This window comes from Oceaniferula flava, from assembly GCF_016811075.1.
GTDB classification, from domain to species: domain Bacteria; phylum Verrucomicrobiota; class Verrucomicrobiia; order Verrucomicrobiales; family Akkermansiaceae; genus Oceaniferula; species Oceaniferula flava.
Genome location: NZ_JAFBGL010000003.1, coordinates 320,972 through 339,465 on the forward strand (window position 1 = coordinate 320,972; position 18,494 = coordinate 339,465).

Below are 18,494 nucleotides of genomic sequence, written 5' to 3' on the forward strand. Positions count from 1 at the left end.
CCATTGTTAGCCTGGCATGCTGTTTCAGCGTGCCGGGTTTTTTGCTGGGTTGAGGATTGTTTTTCTGAGCTTAGAAGCTGGTGCCGATGGTAAAGTGGAAGGTTCCACTGGGCTCACCCTCTCGGCGGTTCAGGTTATGACCGTATTCCAAACGAACGGATCCGATGGGAAGGTCCACGCGGACGCCGGCGCCAATGGCATAGCTTGGGTTGCTGAAGCTCATCCAATCGCTCACATCACTGTAAACTTGGCCCATATCAAAGAACAGCACACCCTTGATCGGATCTTTGATCGAGTGAATGTATTCGGCACTGGCGTTCCAGTAGGCCTGCCCACCCAAGGCGTCGTCCGAGAGCGATCGCGGACCGAGTTGTCGCTGTTCGAAGCTGCGCACGGAGTCAGGACCACCACTGAACAGGCGGAGATCGATGGGTAAATTCTCACTGCTGGCAGGCTGGATTGCTCCGGTGCTGATGCGGGTGACGAAGAAATGCTCCTCGCCGAGGACAAATCGATACGAACCGTCGAGGACACTTTTCACATAGGTGGTGGAGGCATCACCATTAATGCTGCCAAATTCCAAAATCCCACGTGCATAGAGCCCCTTGCTGGGTAGCAGGGGATCGTCTCTGAAATCGACGGTTTGTTCGAAGCCTATCCGCGAGTTGAGGTAGCTGTCCGGTCCGAGTTCCAAGTCCGTGAGCGAGCTGGTGCTGGTGCTGACGCTGGAGACACCCATGTATAACCGGCTGCTGTAGTGATCGTAATATTTTGCCAGTAAACTGAGCTCCAGACCGGCTTCGGTTTTGTCGTAGCCCTCATAAAGCCGCTGCAAGATGAAGCTGCGCAGAGTTAGCTGGATGGCTTCACCGGCGAAGTGAGGCTCGGTGACACTTAGTTCGCCGAGAAATCCTCGACCGCTATATTCGCCACGGGCGTTGAGTTTCAGGAGGTTGCCCTTGAGGTTTAAATCGGTGTAGGACATGCCGATGATGCCGCCTTCAAAAGATCCCAAGCCCAGATAGCTTTTCAGCGATTTGGCCTTGGTTTCCGTGACTTCGATCTGCAAGTCCAGCATGCCTCCGGGCACAGGCACCGGGTTGAGTGTGGCGCTTTGGAAGGCCCCGGAGGACAACAGGTTGTTGAGGGCCTTGTCCGCAGCATTGCTATCGTAGTGGATGTCTTTCAGCCCGTCAAAATAGCGGCGGATGCGCTTGGTCTTGGTCTTTTCATTGCCGCTGATCTTGAGGTCGTTGACCATGTATTGAATGCCTCGAGCGATCTCAAAAACCAGAGTGGTCACACCGCCACGGTGGTGAGCATCCACAAAGACTTTAGCAAACTGAAAGCCTTGTTCGCGGTAGTAATTTTCCACGATGCCATTGATCTTGGTCATGTTGCCACTCTCCGCAGTGAGACCGATGTAAGATTGCAGTAAGGGGAGGATAGCCTGTTGGTCTTCGGCCGGGATGCCATTGAGAACCGGGCGTGCGAGGGTATGGAGTGGGCCTTCGTTCAGCTGAAGCTGAATACTGACCTGCTTGTTAACTCGGTCGAATGTTTCATCGCCGATGGCGGCGTTCGCCTGCCAGTATCCTTGGGATTTCAGGTAGTTTTCTACGTTGGCGGCTCCCTTGAGACTGTATTCCTCAATGTAGGGGGCTTCATCCGCTGCTACCGCTTCGGTTTCAATCAACGGTTGTAGGAAATACTGCCTGAGGTCCTCCTCGGTCAGAGGTCCGAGACGATTAGCCTGAATGTTGCCGTAGGTGTAGCGCGGACCAGGGCGGGCGTTGACTTCGATCACATTGCCACCGGGCAGTTTCCAGTCGACCTCCGCATCGGCGTGGCCGGCGCGGATCAGCAGGCGTTTGAAGAAGAACGCAGCGTCGTCGGCACGCCAGCTTGAAGCTTCCCGGGTCTTGATGAAGTCGAGACGCGGTTTTACCTTCGCCACGAGCTCTTCGCGTTTATCGATGGGAATGCCATTGATTCGCACCTCGGCAGCTCTGCCGTTCATGACCGATAGGCCGGTGAACGTGAGTGACAGAGCAAAGAGCAGGGATGGGTGACGAGTAGGCATCTAACGAAAACGGATCACGTAAACAATCAAACCGCGCGTCTGTTGGGTATCGTCCACCTGTGCGGTGAAGTTCCAGTGGCGATTCATTTCAATGGTGGCGGAGGAGAATTTACGACCGGTAAAAGGGTCGGTTTCCCCGACGTTGAGGTTAAGGTCTTCGATGCCGGAGAGTAAGGTTTTGAAGAGCTTGTTACCTCCAGGCTTTTCATTGCGCTGCTGCAATTTCATCAGGAAAACCTGAAAGGCCTTGAAGGTGGCGACACTTTGGTTCTCCAGTCCACTGGTGGTGGTTCCGGTGGCTAACAGAGTCATAACTTCATTCTCAGGAAGCGGTGGGTAGGAGGTGAAGGCGGTCTTGGGCGCGTTGGCTGAGCCGTAGACAAATACACTAACATCGTAGGAGCCGACGGTCGATTTCCCTCGGATATTTAGAGTCGGGTTGAGGCCGTTTTTAGGATCAAAGTTCACTTCGCCCCGGCGGATTTCTAGGATGCTGAAGGGGAGCTTGGCCCGGACGCGGTTGATTAGAATGGTGCCCTGAGGGGCGGGTTTTTCCAGTGTTCCACCTACCTTGATCGATCCGCTGAGGTTGCCGGATGCTACATTACCCCGAATCAGCACCGGGTCGTCCGTGCGCACGGTGAGATCTAACTTCCAGCGATTGAAAGGCTCGGGGATAGGTAGTCGATCATCGGCTTTTTTCTTAGAGAGCGCCGGCATCTGCACCTTGGCCACCTCGGATGAGGGAACGCCAATGGGGATCAGCTCGATGTCTTTGTAAAACAAGGATTCTGCTATACCGATGCTGCCACTGAGCGTGGCGTCTTCCAGGTTGCCGGTGAGCTTTAGGTCTGAGTTCGCTCGCACCGAGACCATATCATCGCGGTGAATTAGCGCGTATTGCGTCCGCAGAAAGAGGTCGAAGCCCGGCTTTTGGTAATCGCTTAAATCGACGCTGCCGCCGGCTTCGAATTTCCCACCATTGACTTGTGCGGTGAGCTTCAGTGTCGCTTTTTGCTGCTGGTCAAATTGGGTATTGAGCTGAATGTCTTTGATGTCGCCAATGCCCTTTTCCTTGAGTTGGATCAGGGGCACGTTGGCATCGAGGTTCACTACGTAAACAGGGTCTTCGATGGTTCCTTTGAACGATGCCTTGCCGCTTACTGTGCCGGTGAGTTTTTCCAACTGGGGGACGAAGCTTTTGAATCGGCTGAGGTCTAGCGTGTTGATTTGCAGCTCGGCACTGAGTGCGGCGTCCTTGGCGAATTGATCGATGAAATCTGGGTCGTTGAGCCAATCGGATGGCTGGAATGGCGCTGAACCTTCGAGGGCAAATCGTTCGGTTGTCCCTTCTAACAATTTACCGTTGATCTTCAGGAGTCGCTCGTCCGAGGCAAGGCTCAGTGACACATTCAGAGGCTGTAGACTGCCATCGTCGACGCCCTTCACATCGTTCACTCCCACGCTGCCGTTGATGCTCGGTTGGGAAGGGGATCCGGCGATTTGCAGATCGAAATGGCTGCTGCCGTTGATGTCTTTTAATGCCTCGATATCGAGCCATTGCTGCCATTTTTTCAGCGCCAGAGGTTTGGATGCGATCGTAAGCTTCCACGGGGTTTTCTGGGCAAAAAATTGCTGGGCATCGCGGATATCTGCACGGTAGGGGGTGGTTCCGGACACCTCTGCCACCAGTTCCTCGCCATGCCAGAGCTTGACCTGTGAGATGTCCACCTCCTTACCGTTCCATTTCAGTGCAGCCTGACCTTTCCATTCACTCTCAAGCACGGTGAGTGATTCCAAGTGAATGGCGTCCGGCCACTGGTAGTTCGCCTCGGTGGTCACCGCGATGGCGGGGGCATCAGCGACCTGAAGGTGTAGTTTTTCAATCTTAAGCGATCCCTGATGCTCCGTTTTCGGATTGGACAAATCTGCAGCATTGCCACGGCCGGACCAGCTGAGATTGATGCTTTCTTGCAGGCGGATTTGGGCATCGAAGACCTCCGCCAAGGCGTTCATCCAGGCGGTGTTCGCGGTGTTGATCTCGAAGTCAGCCTGGTAATCCTGACTCTTGAGGTCGTAGGAAGCGTTGAGCGCCATGACGGTTTCGTCTTGCTGGCTGCCGGTGAGTTTCACCGTGCTGGGCCCTTCGCTTTTGTAGTTTGCTGTTAGGTTGAGTTGGGGGAGTGTGGTTTGTTGCGCCTGAACTCCGGAAATTGTGCCTGTAAGCTTGCCTTGAGACAGCGTGTTTTGATCGAGGCTGAGGCTGCCGCTGGCATCGATGCCAGTCGTTTCCAGGTCCAGTCCGGAGGGGAGACCGTCGATGAGTTGAGTGAGGCTGCCAAGTTCCGGGACGCTGACATGGTAATCTGCTTTGGTATGACTCCACCAAGTTTCCGATTCAGGGGATAGCCACGTGCCTTTGAGATCGATCACAGAAGCCGTGTTATTGAGCCGACCCTTCACCGTGACCTCGTAGTCCAGGCTTTGCTGACGCAGGCTGAGAGTGGTGTTTTTCAAATGATAGTCTTCGTAATCCGCTGATGCGATTTCAGCGTCGCCGCGGATGTCCCACTCGGGGATCGGCTGCTGCCAGTCCTTGATAGTAAGTTCCAGCCCAGCGAGCGAAAACTCGGCAGGTAGCTCCAGATCGAAGCGCTTGCTGATGGATTTTGAATCGATGTTCCCTTCGGAAAGGCGTGCCGTGATGGTCTCGGCGACCTTGACGTTGAGCTGCGACTGAAGAAATTCCAGTTTACCCTCACCTTGAAAATCGCCCGTCCAGTCGATGCTGACATTTTCTACAGCCACCTCCGGGAGGATTTCCAAGCGGTCGATGCTCGCTGCTTCGGGGCGCCAGACGATGTGGATGTCTTGCTCGGGAGTCGTCCGACCCGCCTGATCGGTGGCAACGAATCCCCGCAGATCGAACTCCTGGGAATCCGCCTGATGGGAAAATTCATCGAGCGTGAACTGCGCTTGCAGCTTGGATGACTTGAGGATGGTGACGTCTAACTGGTCGATTTGGATCGTCGATTGATCAATCCATGGATGAATCGTCTTCAGCGTGTCCTGCAGGGAGCTGGGCTCTTTTTCCTCCTCGTCGGCGGAGGGTTGAAAGCGATCGATATCGATCACCACCTCACCCTGGCGGAGGCCAATGTCTCTGACCTTGCCGCTGAAAAGTTCAGAGAATTGATAGCGCGCTGAGACCTCGGAGATGTTTAAGGTCTGGATACCACGCTCGCCTGCGTAGGAGAGGTCGTGGATAACAAAGCCTGACGACAAGGTGCCGCTGACTTCGGCACGGCCGCTCATTCCTTGGGCCGCGAGTCCCTTGTCGAGACCGTAGAGCACCAACCATCGAGCGAGAGGGCCGTTGACCACGAAGCAGATCGCCAGCAGAACCACCAGCACCCAGATTTTTTTGCGCGTCGATTTGCGCCGACGCGAAGAGCTTTCCTCGCTTTCGTTTTCAGGAGGAGGCTCCACTTCGGAGTCGATGATGGTGGTGTCGGTCATTCGGCGTGCAGGACTATGATGCAGGTAGGGTGGAGATGCAAATAGCGATTGCTCTGCAAAGTGCGAAGTGCTCCCTTTTCAGCTAGAGATAGACCCGAGTGACCCTCGGGGTGATGCCTGTTAGGATCGACCAGGGAATGCCTCCAGCCAGCTGGGCAATCTCGCTGACGAGAATGTTTTCCCCAAAGAGCTCCACCTCATCGCCGCTGGTGCAATCGGGGATTTGGGAAACGTCCACCATGATCTGATCCATGGTCACTCGGCCTAACAAAGGGCAGCGTTTGCCTCGGATCAACACGCTGGCACCAGTCATCGATAGCTCGCGCGGGTAGCCATCGCCATAGCCAATGCCCACCGTCGCCACCAGGGTGTCTTTTTGCAAAACCGTCTGTCTGCCATAGGAGATGCCATGTCCGGCTGGCAAGCTGCGCACCAGGGAAACTCGGGACTTTAATGTGAGTGCCGGGCGTAGACTGCTTTGATGGGCGGGCAGGGGAGAGATGCCGTAGCACATCAGCCCGGGGCGATAGAGATTGGTGTAGCGGCTGTGGTAGCCTAAGAGTCCCGCGCTGTTGGAGAGATGCAGATAGCGGAATCGGTCAGGCCCCAAGGCCTCGATCAGGGCATCATAGCGTGCAAACTGAGCCTTGGTGAAGTCCTCGTCTTCGTCGGCCGATGGTAGGTGTGAGCCGAGACCCTCGATGCTGAGATGGGGAAGTTCATCGAGCTCGCTGATTTGCTCGATGAGCTGCTCCGGCAAAAAGCCGCCGCGGCCCATGCCGGTATCCACGGTGATGTGCACTGGTAGAGGATCGCCGCCGTGGCTTTGGACGAGTCGGTCAAAATCGCGCGCTTCTTCCAGGTTGGACACCGATGGCGTCCAGCGGTGGTAGACTATTTCCTCTCGCTCGAAGGGGCAGGTGGGGCCTAACAGGTAAATTCTGGTGCTGACTCCCGCCTTGGCCAGTCGTCTCGCCTCAATGACGCTGGCGACCCCCAGAAATGTGGGCGCTTGGTCCGCGGGGAGTTGCTCTAAAAAGCAAGCAATGGCCTCCAGTCCATGCCCGTAGGCTCCGGCCTTGAGCACCGCCATGAGTTCCCCATGCGCACGAGCCACGGAGTAATTGTGGCGTAAATTCTCGTAGCTAACTTCGGCAGATGCACGAGGTGGGGATACGGGAGCGGCGTGGGTGGAACCAGTCATGCCCTGCATATAGGCAACTATGCCTCGGATGCCCAACCGGAAAATCAGTTGGGCGCTAAGTTATGCGCTAGTAGGGGCGAGAAGATGCTATGGGTGGCCTCAACTTAAATAATATTTGACATTTTAGGATCGTTAGCTAGTTTCTTAGTTGTTCATTAAGTCAATGTTCTATTCTCCCCCAGAGATTAACTGACACACTAAAAAATACATAATGAAAATTACATATCTGTTAGGCGCCTGGGGGGTGCTTTCTACTGGTGCACTCATGGCTCAGCAAGATCCGCCTGTGCCGGTTGGGCAACTTAACGTTAATGCTGCAATGGTTCGAGATGGAGTCGCTCCCGTCTTGAGCTGGGAAATTGAATATCCTTCGACAGTTGAAGAGGTGATCGATATCGACCCGGAAGACGAACAGCTGACAGCCAAAACTCGTCTCCGTGTGCAAGTATCAGTAGTGGGAGTCGGTCTCACTGATCAGTATGGCAAAGAGTATCCCGCTAAGTCTTACATCAATTTCTCTTCTGTCGGGTGGAAGCATATTTTCACAGGAAAAGGAAGCCAGGTTGATCCATTTAACCACTACATTGATCGCGTGGTCGATGAAGGGGAGGTGATCCGTTTTGCCGCTAAGGTTGATGAAAATGGCTATGACTATTTCTACAACGAGTCATCCAATATTCGAGTTCTGAAAAATGGGGACAATCCTCCAGGTGTATCTGCTGGTTACACCAGTCAGTCGAGTATTGCAGATTACCTGGAGCCATACATTCAGAATGGTAAATTGTCGCTTGGGCCGATGGACTTGATCTATGCGGCGGAACTGACCCATACGGACACGAGTCATACTGGCTATGATATGCAGGATGCGGTCATTTTGGTTCGCTTTACCCGCGTTGAGTAATCCTGACCCTCTAGAGACTATGAGAAATTATTTATCCGCCGTCAGCCTTGGTCTGATGGTTTCGGTGGTGCCAGCTATTGGCGCAGCGCCCGATGCAAGTGCGATTGTGGTGAGCGAGCGTCCCACCCACGCGCAGCTGGCTAAGAAGCAAACTGACTACCGCACGCAACGACACGGCTCTGCAGAGGTGAGATCGGTGAAGCCCATTGTGACTGTGAAAAAACGCAGTCTCATGGGCATGTCGACCTTGCTCGCATCCAGAGGTCATTGGGCTTTGGTTCCCAAAGGTTCCATCATCCACATGCCTCAACAGCTCAAAGGAAAACTGGTAACCTCACCACAGGGTAAGCTGCAAGATTGGCCTGTTTTCTTACGCGAGAACGCAGGCTGGATTCATCTATTCCCCGTGGACTTGGCGATTGCTCGAGGGCACAAAACTATCGATGAAAAGCAAATGAAAGCCTATCAGACGATGGGAAAAATGGTGATTGCTACGTCAGGAGGCTATCCTGTGTCTGTTTCAGAACAGGTACTGGTCCCGCCGACTGTAGAAGGCAAGGATAAGTAAAACGTCACTCTCATAAGAATGACCCAACTTAATAAAAACATGATATCTCCTAAAATTCATCAAAGTTTGTCCGCCTTGCTGCTGTTGTCAGCCACCGCAATGGCGGATGATAGTTATCGCAACCGTATCGTCCAAATCATTGAAAATCCGAGCGATGCGAACAATCCCACCTACCGTTATCTGAACCCCATTGCGGCCAGTGGTTCGCAAAATGCTCCCGAAGGGGTCAATGGAACATCCGTGTTCCAGCTCTGGACCGTGCATGAAACGACGGGGGCCGATTACCTCTTGGATGAGAAAACGGTCTCCAGCTATCATCCGCAGGCCACTGTCACAGTGACCAGTCAGGATCCCTACGAGGCTGTTCCTCGCACGAGGGTCGATCAGCCATTTAATGTGAAGGTGAATATTTCTGGCATTGTGACGAATGATCCGGATGTTCAAGATGCCGCCAAGTCGGTTATTTTTGATCATCAAGTGATCGCTTATGAGCAAGGTGAGACTGAAGCTCAAGAGGGTGCTCCATCTACTACGCATGATCACGATCCGATTACGCAAAATGGCGATCACGAGATCAATGGAATGACCACACTCTTGAGTGGGTCTGACCTAACGCAGGTAAGGGGAGAGGAAGTTTTCTCCATCTATGCCAACCCTGATTTCGGTGTTGTCGGTGCCTCATTATTGGCCACTCAGCGCGTGCAGATTTGGCCTGTTGCCAGCGGGGCTTTATCTGGAGTCGATGAGACCCAGAAATACGCCGCAGTGCCTACGATATCGATTGCGACGACTGATCTTTATCCAGAGAGCGATACCTATCTTCGCTGGTATAAGACATCAGATCCAAGCAATGCGAATACCTCAGGAATTGCAGGTAATTACACTCCGAATACAACGGTTCCTGTCACAAGAAATTGGACCATCAAGAATCTGAATGCGCAGATTGACGAAGATGGCGTCTACACCCTGGAGCTATTGCATACCACTGTGTTCGATACCATCCGCTTGGGGGATCCAATTCAACTGACGCTGGACCGTTCCATTGAGATCAATGGAGGGGTAAACACGTCTGAATAATTGTGGGTCAAGAGCTGGGTAGTTGTTTGATTGGCAAATACCGAGCTCTTGACACCGCTAGTGCTTGCATCTCCGGCTGGCCCCAGTTACATCAGGCCAACACGATGTTTGACGCAAAAAAACTAACCGAAGAGCAGGTCGATAGTATCAAGTCCTGGGCCGCAGAAGGTGCCCAGCTGGCGGATATTCAGAAACGGATGGAGGACGAGATGGAAATCCGTCTGACGTACATGGACACTCGCTTTCTAGTTCTCGACCTCGGTATCGAACTCCGCAACTTGGCGGAGGAAGCAAAGCAAAAAGAAGCCGAGGAAGCGGCAGCTGACCCAGCCCAGGCAGGCAACGCTGACGATCTGACCGAGGACGATTTGGAGATTTTACCTCCCACCCCCCAGGGCAGTGGTGCAGTGCGCGTGACGGTCGACGAAATTGCTCGTCCCGGTGTCATGGCCAGCGGCCGGGTTACCTTCGCCGATGGTAATGGTGGTATGTGGTATGTCGATGAAGGTGGTCGCTTGGGGATCGATCCTGATGTCGATGGCTACCGCCCGACAGAGGCTGACGTTTTGGCCTTCCAGCGTGAGTTGCAGGCCACCATGGAGAACCGCTAATCGGGTCGGTCCTGCCGCCCCAGCTTCCCCCTTGCTTGCCAAGTGAATTTTGCTACCTTGCGCCCCATGAAGAATCACAAGCGCCTATTGCCCAAGTTCCTCTTGGGTTTGCTCTGCTGTTCATCGGTAATGGTGTTATCGGCGCAGGCCGCCACGGACGCCCAAGCCAAAGCGATCACTGCCGCTTATCAAGCGGCTTACGATCAGTGGGCCCGCGAGCTGGAATCCGCCACGGATGTCCGGAGTCGGGAAGCTGTGCTGCAAAAACGTCCGGACCCACGGACCTACGCACACAAACTGAAAAATCTGTTGCGCTCCGATTTGGCCAATGACTGGTCGCTTAAATACGGAGCCTGGCTGCTGGAGAATGACTACGATATTTCTCCCGAATCCCAGCGCGCCTTGTTGAATGCCGTGGAGAAATACCACTTGAAGAGCCCGGAGCTGGGACCGTTTTGCATCAGCATGGTGCATCTCAATCAGCGCGGTGAACAGCCTCGCCCCGGCACGATTCCCTTGGAATCACGCGGGATGAAGTTGCTGGAAGAAATTAAGAAGCAGAATCCGAAACCTGAAGTTCAAGGGCAGGCAGCACTGGCCATATCGATCATGCTGGGTGGCCTTGGCGATCACGGCAATATCATGCGCCAGCGGATGACCAATCTGAAGGAGGCCATCATCAAAAGCGCGGATGTCCGCATCGGAGATATCACCGTGGCGGATGTCGCCCGCGATGAGCTTTATAAAATCACCCACCTCACGAAGGGGCGCATCGCCCCCGAGATTAGCGGATTGGATTCCGCGAGTCGACCGCTCACGCTGTCGTCGTTTCGCGGCAAGGTGGTGATGCTCGTTTTCTGGTCGAGCTGGGACAAGGACACCGCCCGTCTGCTGCCCATGTTACGCAAGAGCGTGGAGAGCCAAGCGGGGAAACCCTTCGTCGTGCTTGGAGTGAACCGTGACACTCTGGCGAATCTGCGTGCGCTTGAGGGCGATCGCTTGGTCACTTGGCGCAATTTTTCCGATCCCCAACAGGATATATCCAAAGCCTACCGTATTGCCTCCTGGCCCTACTGTCTGGTGCTTGATCAGGAGGGTGCGATTGCCTACCGTGGAGCTCCCGGCTCATTTGCAGACGCAGTGGCGAACAACCTGCTGCTGACCGAGTCATCCGCGCCCGCTACCCAACCTGAGTGAGTTCTGCTCATCGATCGTATGACTAAGTGGCTGAAAACTGACAACTGTTTGTCTTGATGATGCCCTCCATCCAACTATCATTTCCCACCTTCCGCCTCAGCGATCATTGGCCCCGGATGAACCGGTGGCAGCGTGTGGCGGTCCAATTTTACTTATGAAAAATCCGTTTCGAAAGGACTTGGTTTCCCGCTCCCGTCCAGAAGCTTGCACTGTGGTGATCTTTGGCGCCACTGGTGATTTGACTCACCGGAAGCTGGTGCCGGCATTGTATAACTTACAGGTCGAGGGCGCACTGCCCGCTGGCGTGAAAATCATCGGCTTCGCCCGCCGCGATAAATCTGACGAGGAATTCCGCAGTGGCTTGGAGGAGCTCAACAAAAAGGTCTCGCGCAGTGGTCACGACGACAAAGTCTGGGCCGATTTTGAGCAAAACATTCACTACCATCAGAGCGAATTCCAGGACCAAGAGGGCTACGACCGCTTGGCCGAGAGGCTTGATGAGATCGATCGCGAACGCGGAGGCAAGGGCAACCGCCTGTTTTACATCGCCTCGGCACCTTCATTTTTCGATGATGTGCTGGAGCATTTGAAAAAAGCCGGCCTCAGCGAGAGCGAGGACAGTTGCTGGTCGCGCGTGATCGTAGAAAAACCTTTCGGCACTGACCTTCCCACCGCCCAGCACCTCAACCAGGTGGTGAACCGGACGTTTAACGAAAAGGATACTTACCGGATCGACCACTACCTCGGTAAAGAAACCGCGCAGAACATCATGGTGCTGCGTTTTGCCAATGCCATTTTTGAACCACTGTGGAATAACAACTACATCGATCACGTCCAGATCACCTGCGCCGAGAACCTCGGCATGGAGGGCGGACGCGGTGGCTATTACGATAAAGCCGGAGCCCTGCGCGACATGGTGCAGAACCACTTGCTGCAGCTGCTCAGCCTGGTGGCGATGGAGCCGCCGACCGATCTTTCCGCCGATGGCGTAAGGGACGAAAAAGTCAAAGTCCTGCGCTCGATGCGCCAGTGGGACACCCCAGAACTCGTTGCCGAAAATGTGGTCCGCGGTCAATACATCGCCGGTCACGTCGATGGCGAGAAGGTGGTGGGCTATCGCGAAGAAGACCGGGTCGACCCGGAATCCATGACCGAGTCTTACGTGGCTCTGAAAATCATGATCGATACCTGGCGCTGGAGTGAAGTGCCATTTTACGTCCGCATGGGCAAACAGCTGCCGAAGAAGGCGACCGAGATTTCCATCCACTTCAAGGAACCACCGACCGTGCTCTTCAATGCCTTGGCCGGGGGAGTCCCCGGCGGCAATGTGCTGGTGATCCGCATTCAACCCGACGAGGGGATCTCGCTGCGCATGGTTTCCAAGATTCCTGGAGCCAACCTCAGACTCGAGCCGGTGAAGATGGATTTCCATTACGCCACCAGCTTTGGTAAAGGTAGCCCGGAAGCTTACGAACGACTCCTCTTGGACTCGATGGCCGGTGACGCTACGCTGTTCGCCCGCCGCGATGAGGTCGAGGAGGCGTGGAAGTTTATCGATCACATCGAAAACGCATGGCACGAATCGAAAAATCCACCGGAAATGGCCGAATTTGTCGCCGGCTCTTGGGGGCCGAAAGAGGCCGATGAACTACTCGCTAAATCCGGCCACAAATGGCGCAGACTCTAAGCATTTAACTGAACAACTTCGTGACGGAAACTACGCAAGACGAATACGCCCGGGCGCTCGGAAAAGAGGTCGCCATTGGCTCCGTGGACAAGGAGCTGCGACAGCTCTGGGAGGAGGACAAAGCCAGCACCAATGCTTCTTTGGTGAATCTCGCCGTCTACTCGGAAGCGGAGGGTGCGATATTGAGAAACTCGGAAATTGTGCAAGCGATCACTCGCGAGCACGCCTGCCGGGCGATCCTGATCGGTATCGACCGCGATGCTCCGGAAGCCTCCATTCGTGCCTGGATCACCGCGCATTGCCACCTTTCCCAACAGGGGAGTAAGAGCGTCTGCTGCGAGCAGCTGGCATTCCAACTCACCGGCAAGGCGACGGGTCGACTGCGGAACACCGTGTTCGCCCATCTCAATAGTGATCTGCCACTGGTGTTCTGGTGGCAGGGTGAGCTATCGCCTATTTTTTCAGAACGCCTCTACAGCCTGATCGATCGCTTTGTATTCGATAGCTCGGAGTGGTCGCAGCCACTGGAGTCGTTCCAGAAGATCAACCAGGTGATGGAAGAGTCTGATGAACTCTACCCACTGGATCTCGAGTGGACACGGAGTTATCCAATGCGTCTTGCCCTGGCTGGATTATTTGATGACCCGCTCGCCGCTCAGGCGCTGGAGCATTTTAATCAGATTCGCATCGTCGTTCACCCGGACCACGCCATGGCTGGGCTGCAAATTCTTGCTTGGCTGGTGGACAGCACCGGTTGGCAGCGTAGCCAAGAACTGGGGCTCTGCGGTGAAACTTCGCCGGAGTCATCCCAAGGCTACTGCTTCCATTTTGAAACCAACGAAGGATCGAACGTGACCGCCACGGTGGAATGTGACGCATCAAGCGCACAGATCGGATTGGTGGAGCTCTCCGGGGCTGATTGCACCGTGCGTGTTCTTCGCAATGCAGGTTCCAGCTACCAGCACCAACAACTGGAAGCCGGCGATCATCAAATTGATCAGCTGATGCCAGCAGCCAGCACCGACGCCTGTGAACTGGTGGCAGATCAGCTGTCGCGCGGTGGTAAAAACACGCTATACCGCACGATGATGCCTCTGTTCCTTGATCTACTCGCTTGTCAAGGGGGCTAGTCGATACCTACCCATCTCAACTTCACATTTCGGGCGGACTTCCATGCAGAAGTCCGCCCGTTGTGTGTGTATGGTGTTGTGTGTGTGGGTGAGTGATTAAGGTTAGAAAAGTAGAGCTGTAGAGCTCGATGACCCGCTCCAGCGTCGAGGTTTAAGGCATCCTAGAAGGTGCCGCTGATACCGATGCCGAAGATGTCGACGTCGCCGCTGGCCGTGCCGCGGAATTGACCCTCATTACCGCCGGTGGATTCGAAATCGACGTGTGCATCATCCGCAAAGACATGGGTATATCCCACATCGAGATTGTAGCATTCGTTCAGTTTGATCGTGGCACCGATACTGACCCAGAGACGGTCGGCATCCGGTATGCGCAGGGTGCGGTGGCTGTGCGATACTGGGCTCTGGTCCAGAGCAACTCCAGCTCGGTAGGTCACACGGTCGCTATGGCGATAGGTTACCCCGATGGCATAGCGGAAGGTGTCTTCCCAATTTTCTTCGACTAACAAGCTGCCGTCGATTGCAGGGTGGACCACTGGTGCCAGTTCTTTAAACTTGCTCCAATTGGTCCATAAAACATCACCATGGATCGACCATTGATCGTTGATTTCATGGTAAATACTCAGTTCCACGGTGTCGGGAAGCTCAACTTCGAGGGTGGCGTCACGTTCGTAAACTCCTGTCAAAGATACGAGATCGCCTGAGGCTTCGCCCTCGATTTCCAAGTCAAAGGATGATCGATAATGTAAACCAATGCGCGTTTTCTCACTGAGTTCGAACAGGACCCCAATATTCCAGCCGTAGGCCCAGTCGTCACCTTCAAGATCAAACAAGGTTGCTCCCACGTCTCCAGGAACCATGTCGGTGCTGGTATTTAGTGCGGTGAGTTTGCCTTTTACATACGTGAAGTCGAGTCCCGCACCAATGCTCCAGCGATCATTGATTCGGTAGGCTAGTGATGGATTGATGGTAACGGTAAGGATCTCGCTGGTTTCTGTGCCAGCCTGGGAGGCGAAGCTGGTGGAGTAATCTGTGGCTAAGCCAAATCCGGAAAACATCCCCAAGCCAATGCTCCAGTCTTGGTTCAACTTACGAGTGTAGTAAAAATACGGCACCAGTGCATCCTCCGCGATATTGGAGTCGCTTGTCGACCCGCTGGGGGTGATTCCGTAGGCATCTACCGAAGGGTGGATATAATGTAAACCAGTGGAAAGAGCTCCGTCTTCCAGCAGAATCATGCCAGCTGGGTTGGATGCGAGGACGGATGCGTCATCGGCGATAGCTGCTTCACCGGAAAATGCCCGACCCAGCCCCGTGGCGGAGCGCTCCGCTAGCTGGAAACCGGCGCCGAGGAGAGGGGCGCATGTGGCGCCTAACAAGACGGCTGATAACGTGAGAGAGGGGGGAGATGTGCGTTTCATGATTGTTATTCCTGTAACGAATGAGTGTTGTGATTGGTAGGATACCACATCCATTCGATTTTGTCACAAAACGTTAACTCTTATCTAATAAATCTTCCTTTCGCACGTTGGGTTTGGATTTTACATGTTTGCGATGAAGGGGTTGTGTTTCGTCTCCTGAGCCAGAGTTGTCATGGGCCCGTGGCCCGGACAAATGACGGTTTCCTCCGGCAGCGGGCGAATGTGGTCGTGGATCGTTTTGAGTGCTTGGCTGTAGCTGCTTTGGCTGCGAGCTCCACCGATGGATCCAGCGAAAATCGAGTCTCCGACCACGCAGAGTGGGCTGCTTAGTTCTTGATGAAAATAGGCGCGTGCCGGTTGTGCGTGGCCGCTGACATCAAGGGCTGTGAAATGCATTCCCCCACACTCAAACTCTTGTTGGTGCTCCGTGTCCTCTGGGAAAATCACGGGAGTGTCGGCAAATGAATCCAAGCCGGCAGTGTGATCCGAATGGCGATGAGTGATGACGAGGGCTGCAGCCTTCAACTGCTGGCTCGCTAGATAGTCGAGGATGGGCTGGGCATTGGTTCCTGTATCGAAAACTACCGCCTGTTTACCCCGGCTGACGACAAAGGCATTGACCCCGGCGTGTCCGAAATCACTGACGATCTGAACAAGGCCCTCTACGGCAATGGGAGAGGGTCGATAGGACTCAAGTCCGCTGAGTGCCTGTGGCGAGAGGTTCAAGGCAGTCGCCAGTTTTTCAAGCACCGCAGCGGTGTGATTTCCGTTCACAGCTTGCTGCACTTCACTCGTTGTTAGGCCTGCTTGCTCTGCCAGATAGCTTTCGTTCAGACCCATGCCTCGCATGGCCTTGCTGATGACATCGCAGGGGTCGTCTTCAATGGGAATGTGTTTCGTGTTAGGAATACTCATGGTCTTGGATGTTTTGGTGTTGTCGTTGATTCCTAATTAACGCTAGATCTGAACTATGATCAACGTGGTTTGTGCAGTGCTGATGGATGCCGAGGGTAGGTGGCTGTGTTGTCAGCGTCCCGAGGGGAAGTCTTTGGCTGGAAAGTGGGAATTTCCCGGTGGGAAAATTGAACCCGGTGAGACTGCGCCTGAGGCTCTTCGTCGAGAAATCGAAGAAGAGTTAGGTTGTTTGGTGCACGTGCAGCAGGAGCTTTCCACCGTAGAACATCATTACGAGGATTTTTCCATCCGGCTAACGCCCTACCTGTGCGTCCTTGAAGAGGGCGTGCCTGTCGCGCGCGAGCACACTGAGATTCGCTGGGTAGCTGGAACTCACCTCGCTGCGCTGGATTGGGCTGCTGCGGACGTTCCTATCTGGCAGGAGGTGCTTGCCAGAGGTTAGAGGAGAGCACTTGCTATCGACCAAAGGCAATGCGTTCAGCCAAGGACTCTGGCAGTCCGGCATCACGGATCTTCTTCTGAGCTGTTTCCAAGTCATACTCAACTCGGCGAAATGAGATCATTTTCGCATCGAGGTCATAAATACAATATGAGGCCCGCCAGTCCCCGTCGCGAGGTTGACCGACCGATCCGGCATTGATGAAATACTTCAGACCATCTTCGATTTGAATGGATTCAGCGGGCACTTCTTGCACGCGCTCGTCTCGAATGAAGACCCGAGGAACGTGAGTGTGACCGTAGAAACAGACCGGGGTCACCTGATAGGAAAAGTTGGCCATAGCATCGAACTTGTTAGTAACGTAGTTCCATGATGTTGGCTGATCGAGGGTGGAGTGCACGATGGTGAAGTCGTGCACCTGGCGCACCATGCGCAGACGCGCCAGCCATTTTCTTTGATCGGGGTCAAGCTGCTCGCGTGTCCATTGCAGCGCCTCGGCGGCTACCGGGTTCATCATTTCCAGAGAAGTATCGTGACCGCAGTCGAGATCGTGGTTGCCCTTGACCACTGGGCAGCCCATTTCTTTGACTTTTTCTAGGCAGGCTGCTGGGTCGGCATTGTATCCCACCACGTCTCCGAGGCAGATATAGCTATCGCATTGCTGGGCCTCGGCATCGGCTAAAACTGCCTCAAGAGCCTCGAGGTTGGCATGGATATCACTGAAAATGGCTACTTTCATAGTAAATGGGGGACGTGAACGTCGTGAACTGAAAAAGCAATGACTTCATCTGACGCTTTGGGAAAGAAAAAAAAGGAAGCTGACAGAAGCTGGCAAGCGACTAGAAATTGGGGGCTTGCTCCAGGTATTCGATTTTCGACTTCACCCCAGCCATCGGGTAGTCGTGTTTGCGGTGTTTCCAGTAGTTGCTCAGCCACTTGAGCTGGCGTTCCTTATCGGGAAATAATTCGTCCTCCGGAATGCGGGCCATCAAGGGGGTGTTGAGCTCGTTCTGCAGAGCAAAAATGCAGCACACAAGGTTGGGGGTGTGATTGCGATCACTCGTGCGGAAGATCTCTCGGCCCAGTTCAAGTGCTTCTGCGCGGCGCTCCGGGATCTTGCACATGACGTAGAAGGTGAAGCGTTTGAGCTGGGCTTTTTTGTAGTCCGGTGTGGTGCTGCTGGCGGAGGTATCCTGGTAGTGGCGCACTGCACGTGGGTAGTCGGGGAGCTTGTGAGGATCGCTCCAGATGCGTGCGAGGGCGAGGTGAAGTCGCCAGTTGTCCGGGTTCTGGCGCAGGCCTTCTTCGAGAAGTTCCGAGCCTTTGTTGATGTAGAGTTGTCTTAGGGCGCGCCGACGGAAAGGGGGGAGGTCTGGGTTCTCGTTGTAGTAGACCGAGGCGTTGGTGTGCAGGTGCCAGGCGCCGGTGTCCCAGTATTGGATGGTCTGCGGCTGCAGCGAGGTGATGATGCCGTAGCTTTCTTCGAGTTTGATCCAATCGAGGTCTTCAAACTGTAGGAAGGCGCGGAAGTTCCAGGCGGAAGCCACCAGTGATCGCAGCCCGCCGAGTGCCACCGCCGCGCTGGTCTGCCCGAGCCGCAAGCTGGTGCCTTTTTTCAGCGGCGGCTGGATCAGTTTGTTCTCCACCATGTCTTGGCTCAAGGCCGCTTCAAAACGCAGCTTGGCCGCGCCGAAACCGAGCAGGACGCCGAGGATGATCAGAAGCTGGAAGACAATACGCACGAT

15 protein-coding genes are annotated in these 18,494 nt (G+C 54.4%); 8 read left to right on the forward strand and 7 right to left on the reverse strand.

Annotated elements, in window-relative coordinates; all coding sequences use genetic code 11:
- Positions 1–70: 70 nt before the first annotated feature.
- The 3 genes from JO972_RS06725 to alr all read right to left on the reverse strand — a co-directional run bounded on the left by JO972_RS06725 (position 71) and on the right by alr (position 6,806).
- Positions 71–2,083 (reverse strand): BamA/OMP85 family outer membrane protein, encoded by a 2,013-nt coding sequence (locus JO972_RS06725; protein ID WP_309489250.1) that lies wholly within the window; start codon positions 2,081–2,083, stop codon positions 71–73.
- Entirely contained in the window at positions 2,084–5,602 is a 3,519-nt protein-coding gene (locus tag JO972_RS06730) for a translocation/assembly module TamB domain-containing protein (RefSeq protein WP_309489251.1), read from the reverse strand.
- Positions 5,603–5,684: 82 nt separating this feature from the next.
- Entirely contained in the window at positions 5,685–6,806 is a 1,122-nt protein-coding gene (gene alr, locus JO972_RS06735; protein WP_309489252.1) for an alanine racemase, read from the reverse strand.
- A 211-nt stretch (positions 6,807–7,017) separates the two neighbouring features.
- Between alr and JO972_RS06740 the strand changes: the two genes are divergently transcribed.
- The 7 genes from JO972_RS06740 (at position 7,018) to JO972_RS06770 (ending at position 13,977) form a co-directional block, all read left to right on the forward strand.
- Complete coding sequence (locus JO972_RS06740; RefSeq protein WP_309489253.1) at positions 7,018–7,707, forward strand: hypothetical protein; 690 nt, start codon at positions 7,018–7,020, stop codon at positions 7,705–7,707.
- 19 nt (positions 7,708–7,726) lie between these two features.
- The gene (locus JO972_RS06745; RefSeq protein WP_309489254.1) at positions 7,727–8,275 is read left to right on the forward strand and encodes a hypothetical protein; all 549 of its coding nucleotides are present in this window, start codon (positions 7,727–7,729) and stop codon (positions 8,273–8,275) included.
- Between the two features lie 39 nt (positions 8,276–8,314).
- Positions 8,315–9,352 (forward strand): hypothetical protein, encoded by a 1,038-nt coding sequence (locus JO972_RS06750; RefSeq protein ID WP_309489255.1) that lies wholly within the window; start codon positions 8,315–8,317, stop codon positions 9,350–9,352.
- A gap of 104 nt (positions 9,353–9,456) precedes the next feature.
- On the forward strand, positions 9,457–9,963 hold the full coding sequence (locus JO972_RS06755; RefSeq protein ID WP_309489256.1) for a hypothetical protein: 507 nt from the start codon (positions 9,457–9,459) through the stop codon (positions 9,961–9,963).
- A 66-nt stretch (positions 9,964–10,029) separates the two neighbouring features.
- Entirely contained in the window at positions 10,030–11,160 is a 1,131-nt protein-coding gene (locus tag JO972_RS06760; RefSeq protein WP_309489257.1) for a peroxiredoxin family protein, read from the forward strand.
- A 154-nt stretch (positions 11,161–11,314) separates the two neighbouring features.
- Positions 11,315–12,847, forward strand: a complete 1,533-nt coding sequence (gene zwf, locus JO972_RS06765; RefSeq protein ID WP_309489258.1) for a glucose-6-phosphate dehydrogenase — start codon at positions 11,315–11,317, stop codon at positions 12,845–12,847.
- A 20-nt stretch (positions 12,848–12,867) separates the two neighbouring features.
- Positions 12,868–13,977 (forward strand): glucose-6-phosphate dehydrogenase assembly protein OpcA, encoded by a 1,110-nt coding sequence (locus JO972_RS06770; protein WP_309489259.1) that lies wholly within the window; start codon positions 12,868–12,870, stop codon positions 13,975–13,977.
- 161 nt (positions 13,978–14,138) lie between these two features.
- Here JO972_RS06770 and JO972_RS06775 read toward each other — a convergent pair whose 3' ends face one another.
- Entirely contained in the window at positions 14,139–15,395 is a 1,257-nt protein-coding gene (locus JO972_RS06775) for an OmpP1/FadL family transporter (RefSeq protein ID WP_309489260.1), read from the reverse strand.
- Between the two features lie 120 nt (positions 15,396–15,515).
- Positions 15,516–16,310: an MBL fold metallo-hydrolase gene (locus JO972_RS06780; protein ID WP_309489261.1), complete on the reverse strand. Its 795-nt coding sequence runs from the start codon at positions 16,308–16,310 to the stop codon at positions 15,516–15,518.
- Positions 16,311–16,365: 55 nt separating this feature from the next.
- Here JO972_RS06780 and JO972_RS06785 point away from each other — a divergent pair, with 55 nt between their 5' ends.
- The gene (locus tag JO972_RS06785) at positions 16,366–16,752 is read left to right on the forward strand and encodes a (deoxy)nucleoside triphosphate pyrophosphohydrolase (RefSeq protein ID WP_309489262.1); all 387 of its coding nucleotides are present in this window, start codon (positions 16,366–16,368) and stop codon (positions 16,750–16,752) included.
- Positions 16,753–16,765: 13 nt separating this feature from the next.
- On the opposite strand, the gene JO972_RS06790 is transcribed toward JO972_RS06785, so the two are convergent.
- Together JO972_RS06790 and JO972_RS06795 are read right to left on the reverse strand one after the other, a co-directional pair.
- Positions 16,766–17,488 carry a metallophosphoesterase family protein gene (locus JO972_RS06790; RefSeq protein WP_309489263.1) on the reverse strand — a complete coding sequence of 241 codons (723 nt, stop codon included), beginning with the start codon at positions 17,486–17,488 and terminating at the stop codon, positions 16,766–16,768.
- 100 nt (positions 17,489–17,588) lie between these two features.
- On the reverse strand, positions 17,589–18,491 hold the full coding sequence (locus tag JO972_RS06795) for a hypothetical protein (RefSeq protein WP_309489264.1): 903 nt from the start codon (positions 18,489–18,491) through the stop codon (positions 17,589–17,591).
- Positions 18,492–18,494 lie beyond the last annotated feature (3 nt).

Excerpts from the sequence above, each read along its gene's own strand:
- zwf (WP_309489258.1), top strand. The coding sequence starts at position 11,315 with ATGAAAAATCCGTTTCGAAAGGACTTGGTTTCCCGCTCCCGTCCAGAA.
- JO972_RS06740 (WP_309489253.1), top strand. The coding sequence starts at position 7,018 with ATGAAAATTACATATCTGTTAGGCGCCTGGGGGGTGCTTTCTACTGGT.
- JO972_RS06775 (WP_309489260.1), bottom strand. The coding sequence starts at position 15,395 with ATGAAACGCACATCTCCCCCCTCTCTCACGTTATCAGCCGTCTTGTTA.
- JO972_RS06755 (WP_309489256.1), top strand. The coding sequence starts at position 9,457 with ATGTTTGACGCAAAAAAACTAACCGAAGAGCAGGTCGATAGTATCAAG.
- JO972_RS06730 (WP_309489251.1), bottom strand. The coding sequence starts at position 5,602 with ATGACCGACACCACCATCATCGACTCCGAAGTGGAGCCTCCTCCTGAA.
- JO972_RS06790 (WP_309489263.1), bottom strand. The coding sequence starts at position 17,488 with ATGAAAGTAGCCATTTTCAGTGATATCCATGCCAACCTCGAGGCTCTT.
- JO972_RS06780 (WP_309489261.1), bottom strand. The coding sequence starts at position 16,310 with ATGAGTATTCCTAACACGAAACACATTCCCATTGAAGACGACCCCTGC.
- JO972_RS06785 (WP_309489262.1), top strand. The coding sequence starts at position 16,366 with ATGATCAACGTGGTTTGTGCAGTGCTGATGGATGCCGAGGGTAGGTGG.
- JO972_RS06745 (WP_309489254.1), top strand. The coding sequence starts at position 7,727 with ATGAGAAATTATTTATCCGCCGTCAGCCTTGGTCTGATGGTTTCGGTG.
- JO972_RS06760 (WP_309489257.1), top strand. The coding sequence starts at position 10,030 with ATGAAGAATCACAAGCGCCTATTGCCCAAGTTCCTCTTGGGTTTGCTC.
- alr (WP_309489252.1), bottom strand. The coding sequence starts at position 6,806 with ATGACTGGTTCCACCCACGCCGCTCCCGTATCCCCACCTCGTGCATCT.
- JO972_RS06750 (WP_309489255.1), top strand. The coding sequence starts at position 8,315 with ATGATATCTCCTAAAATTCATCAAAGTTTGTCCGCCTTGCTGCTGTTG.
- JO972_RS06725 (WP_309489250.1), bottom strand. The coding sequence starts at position 2,083 with ATGCCTACTCGTCACCCATCCCTGCTCTTTGCTCTGTCACTCACGTTC.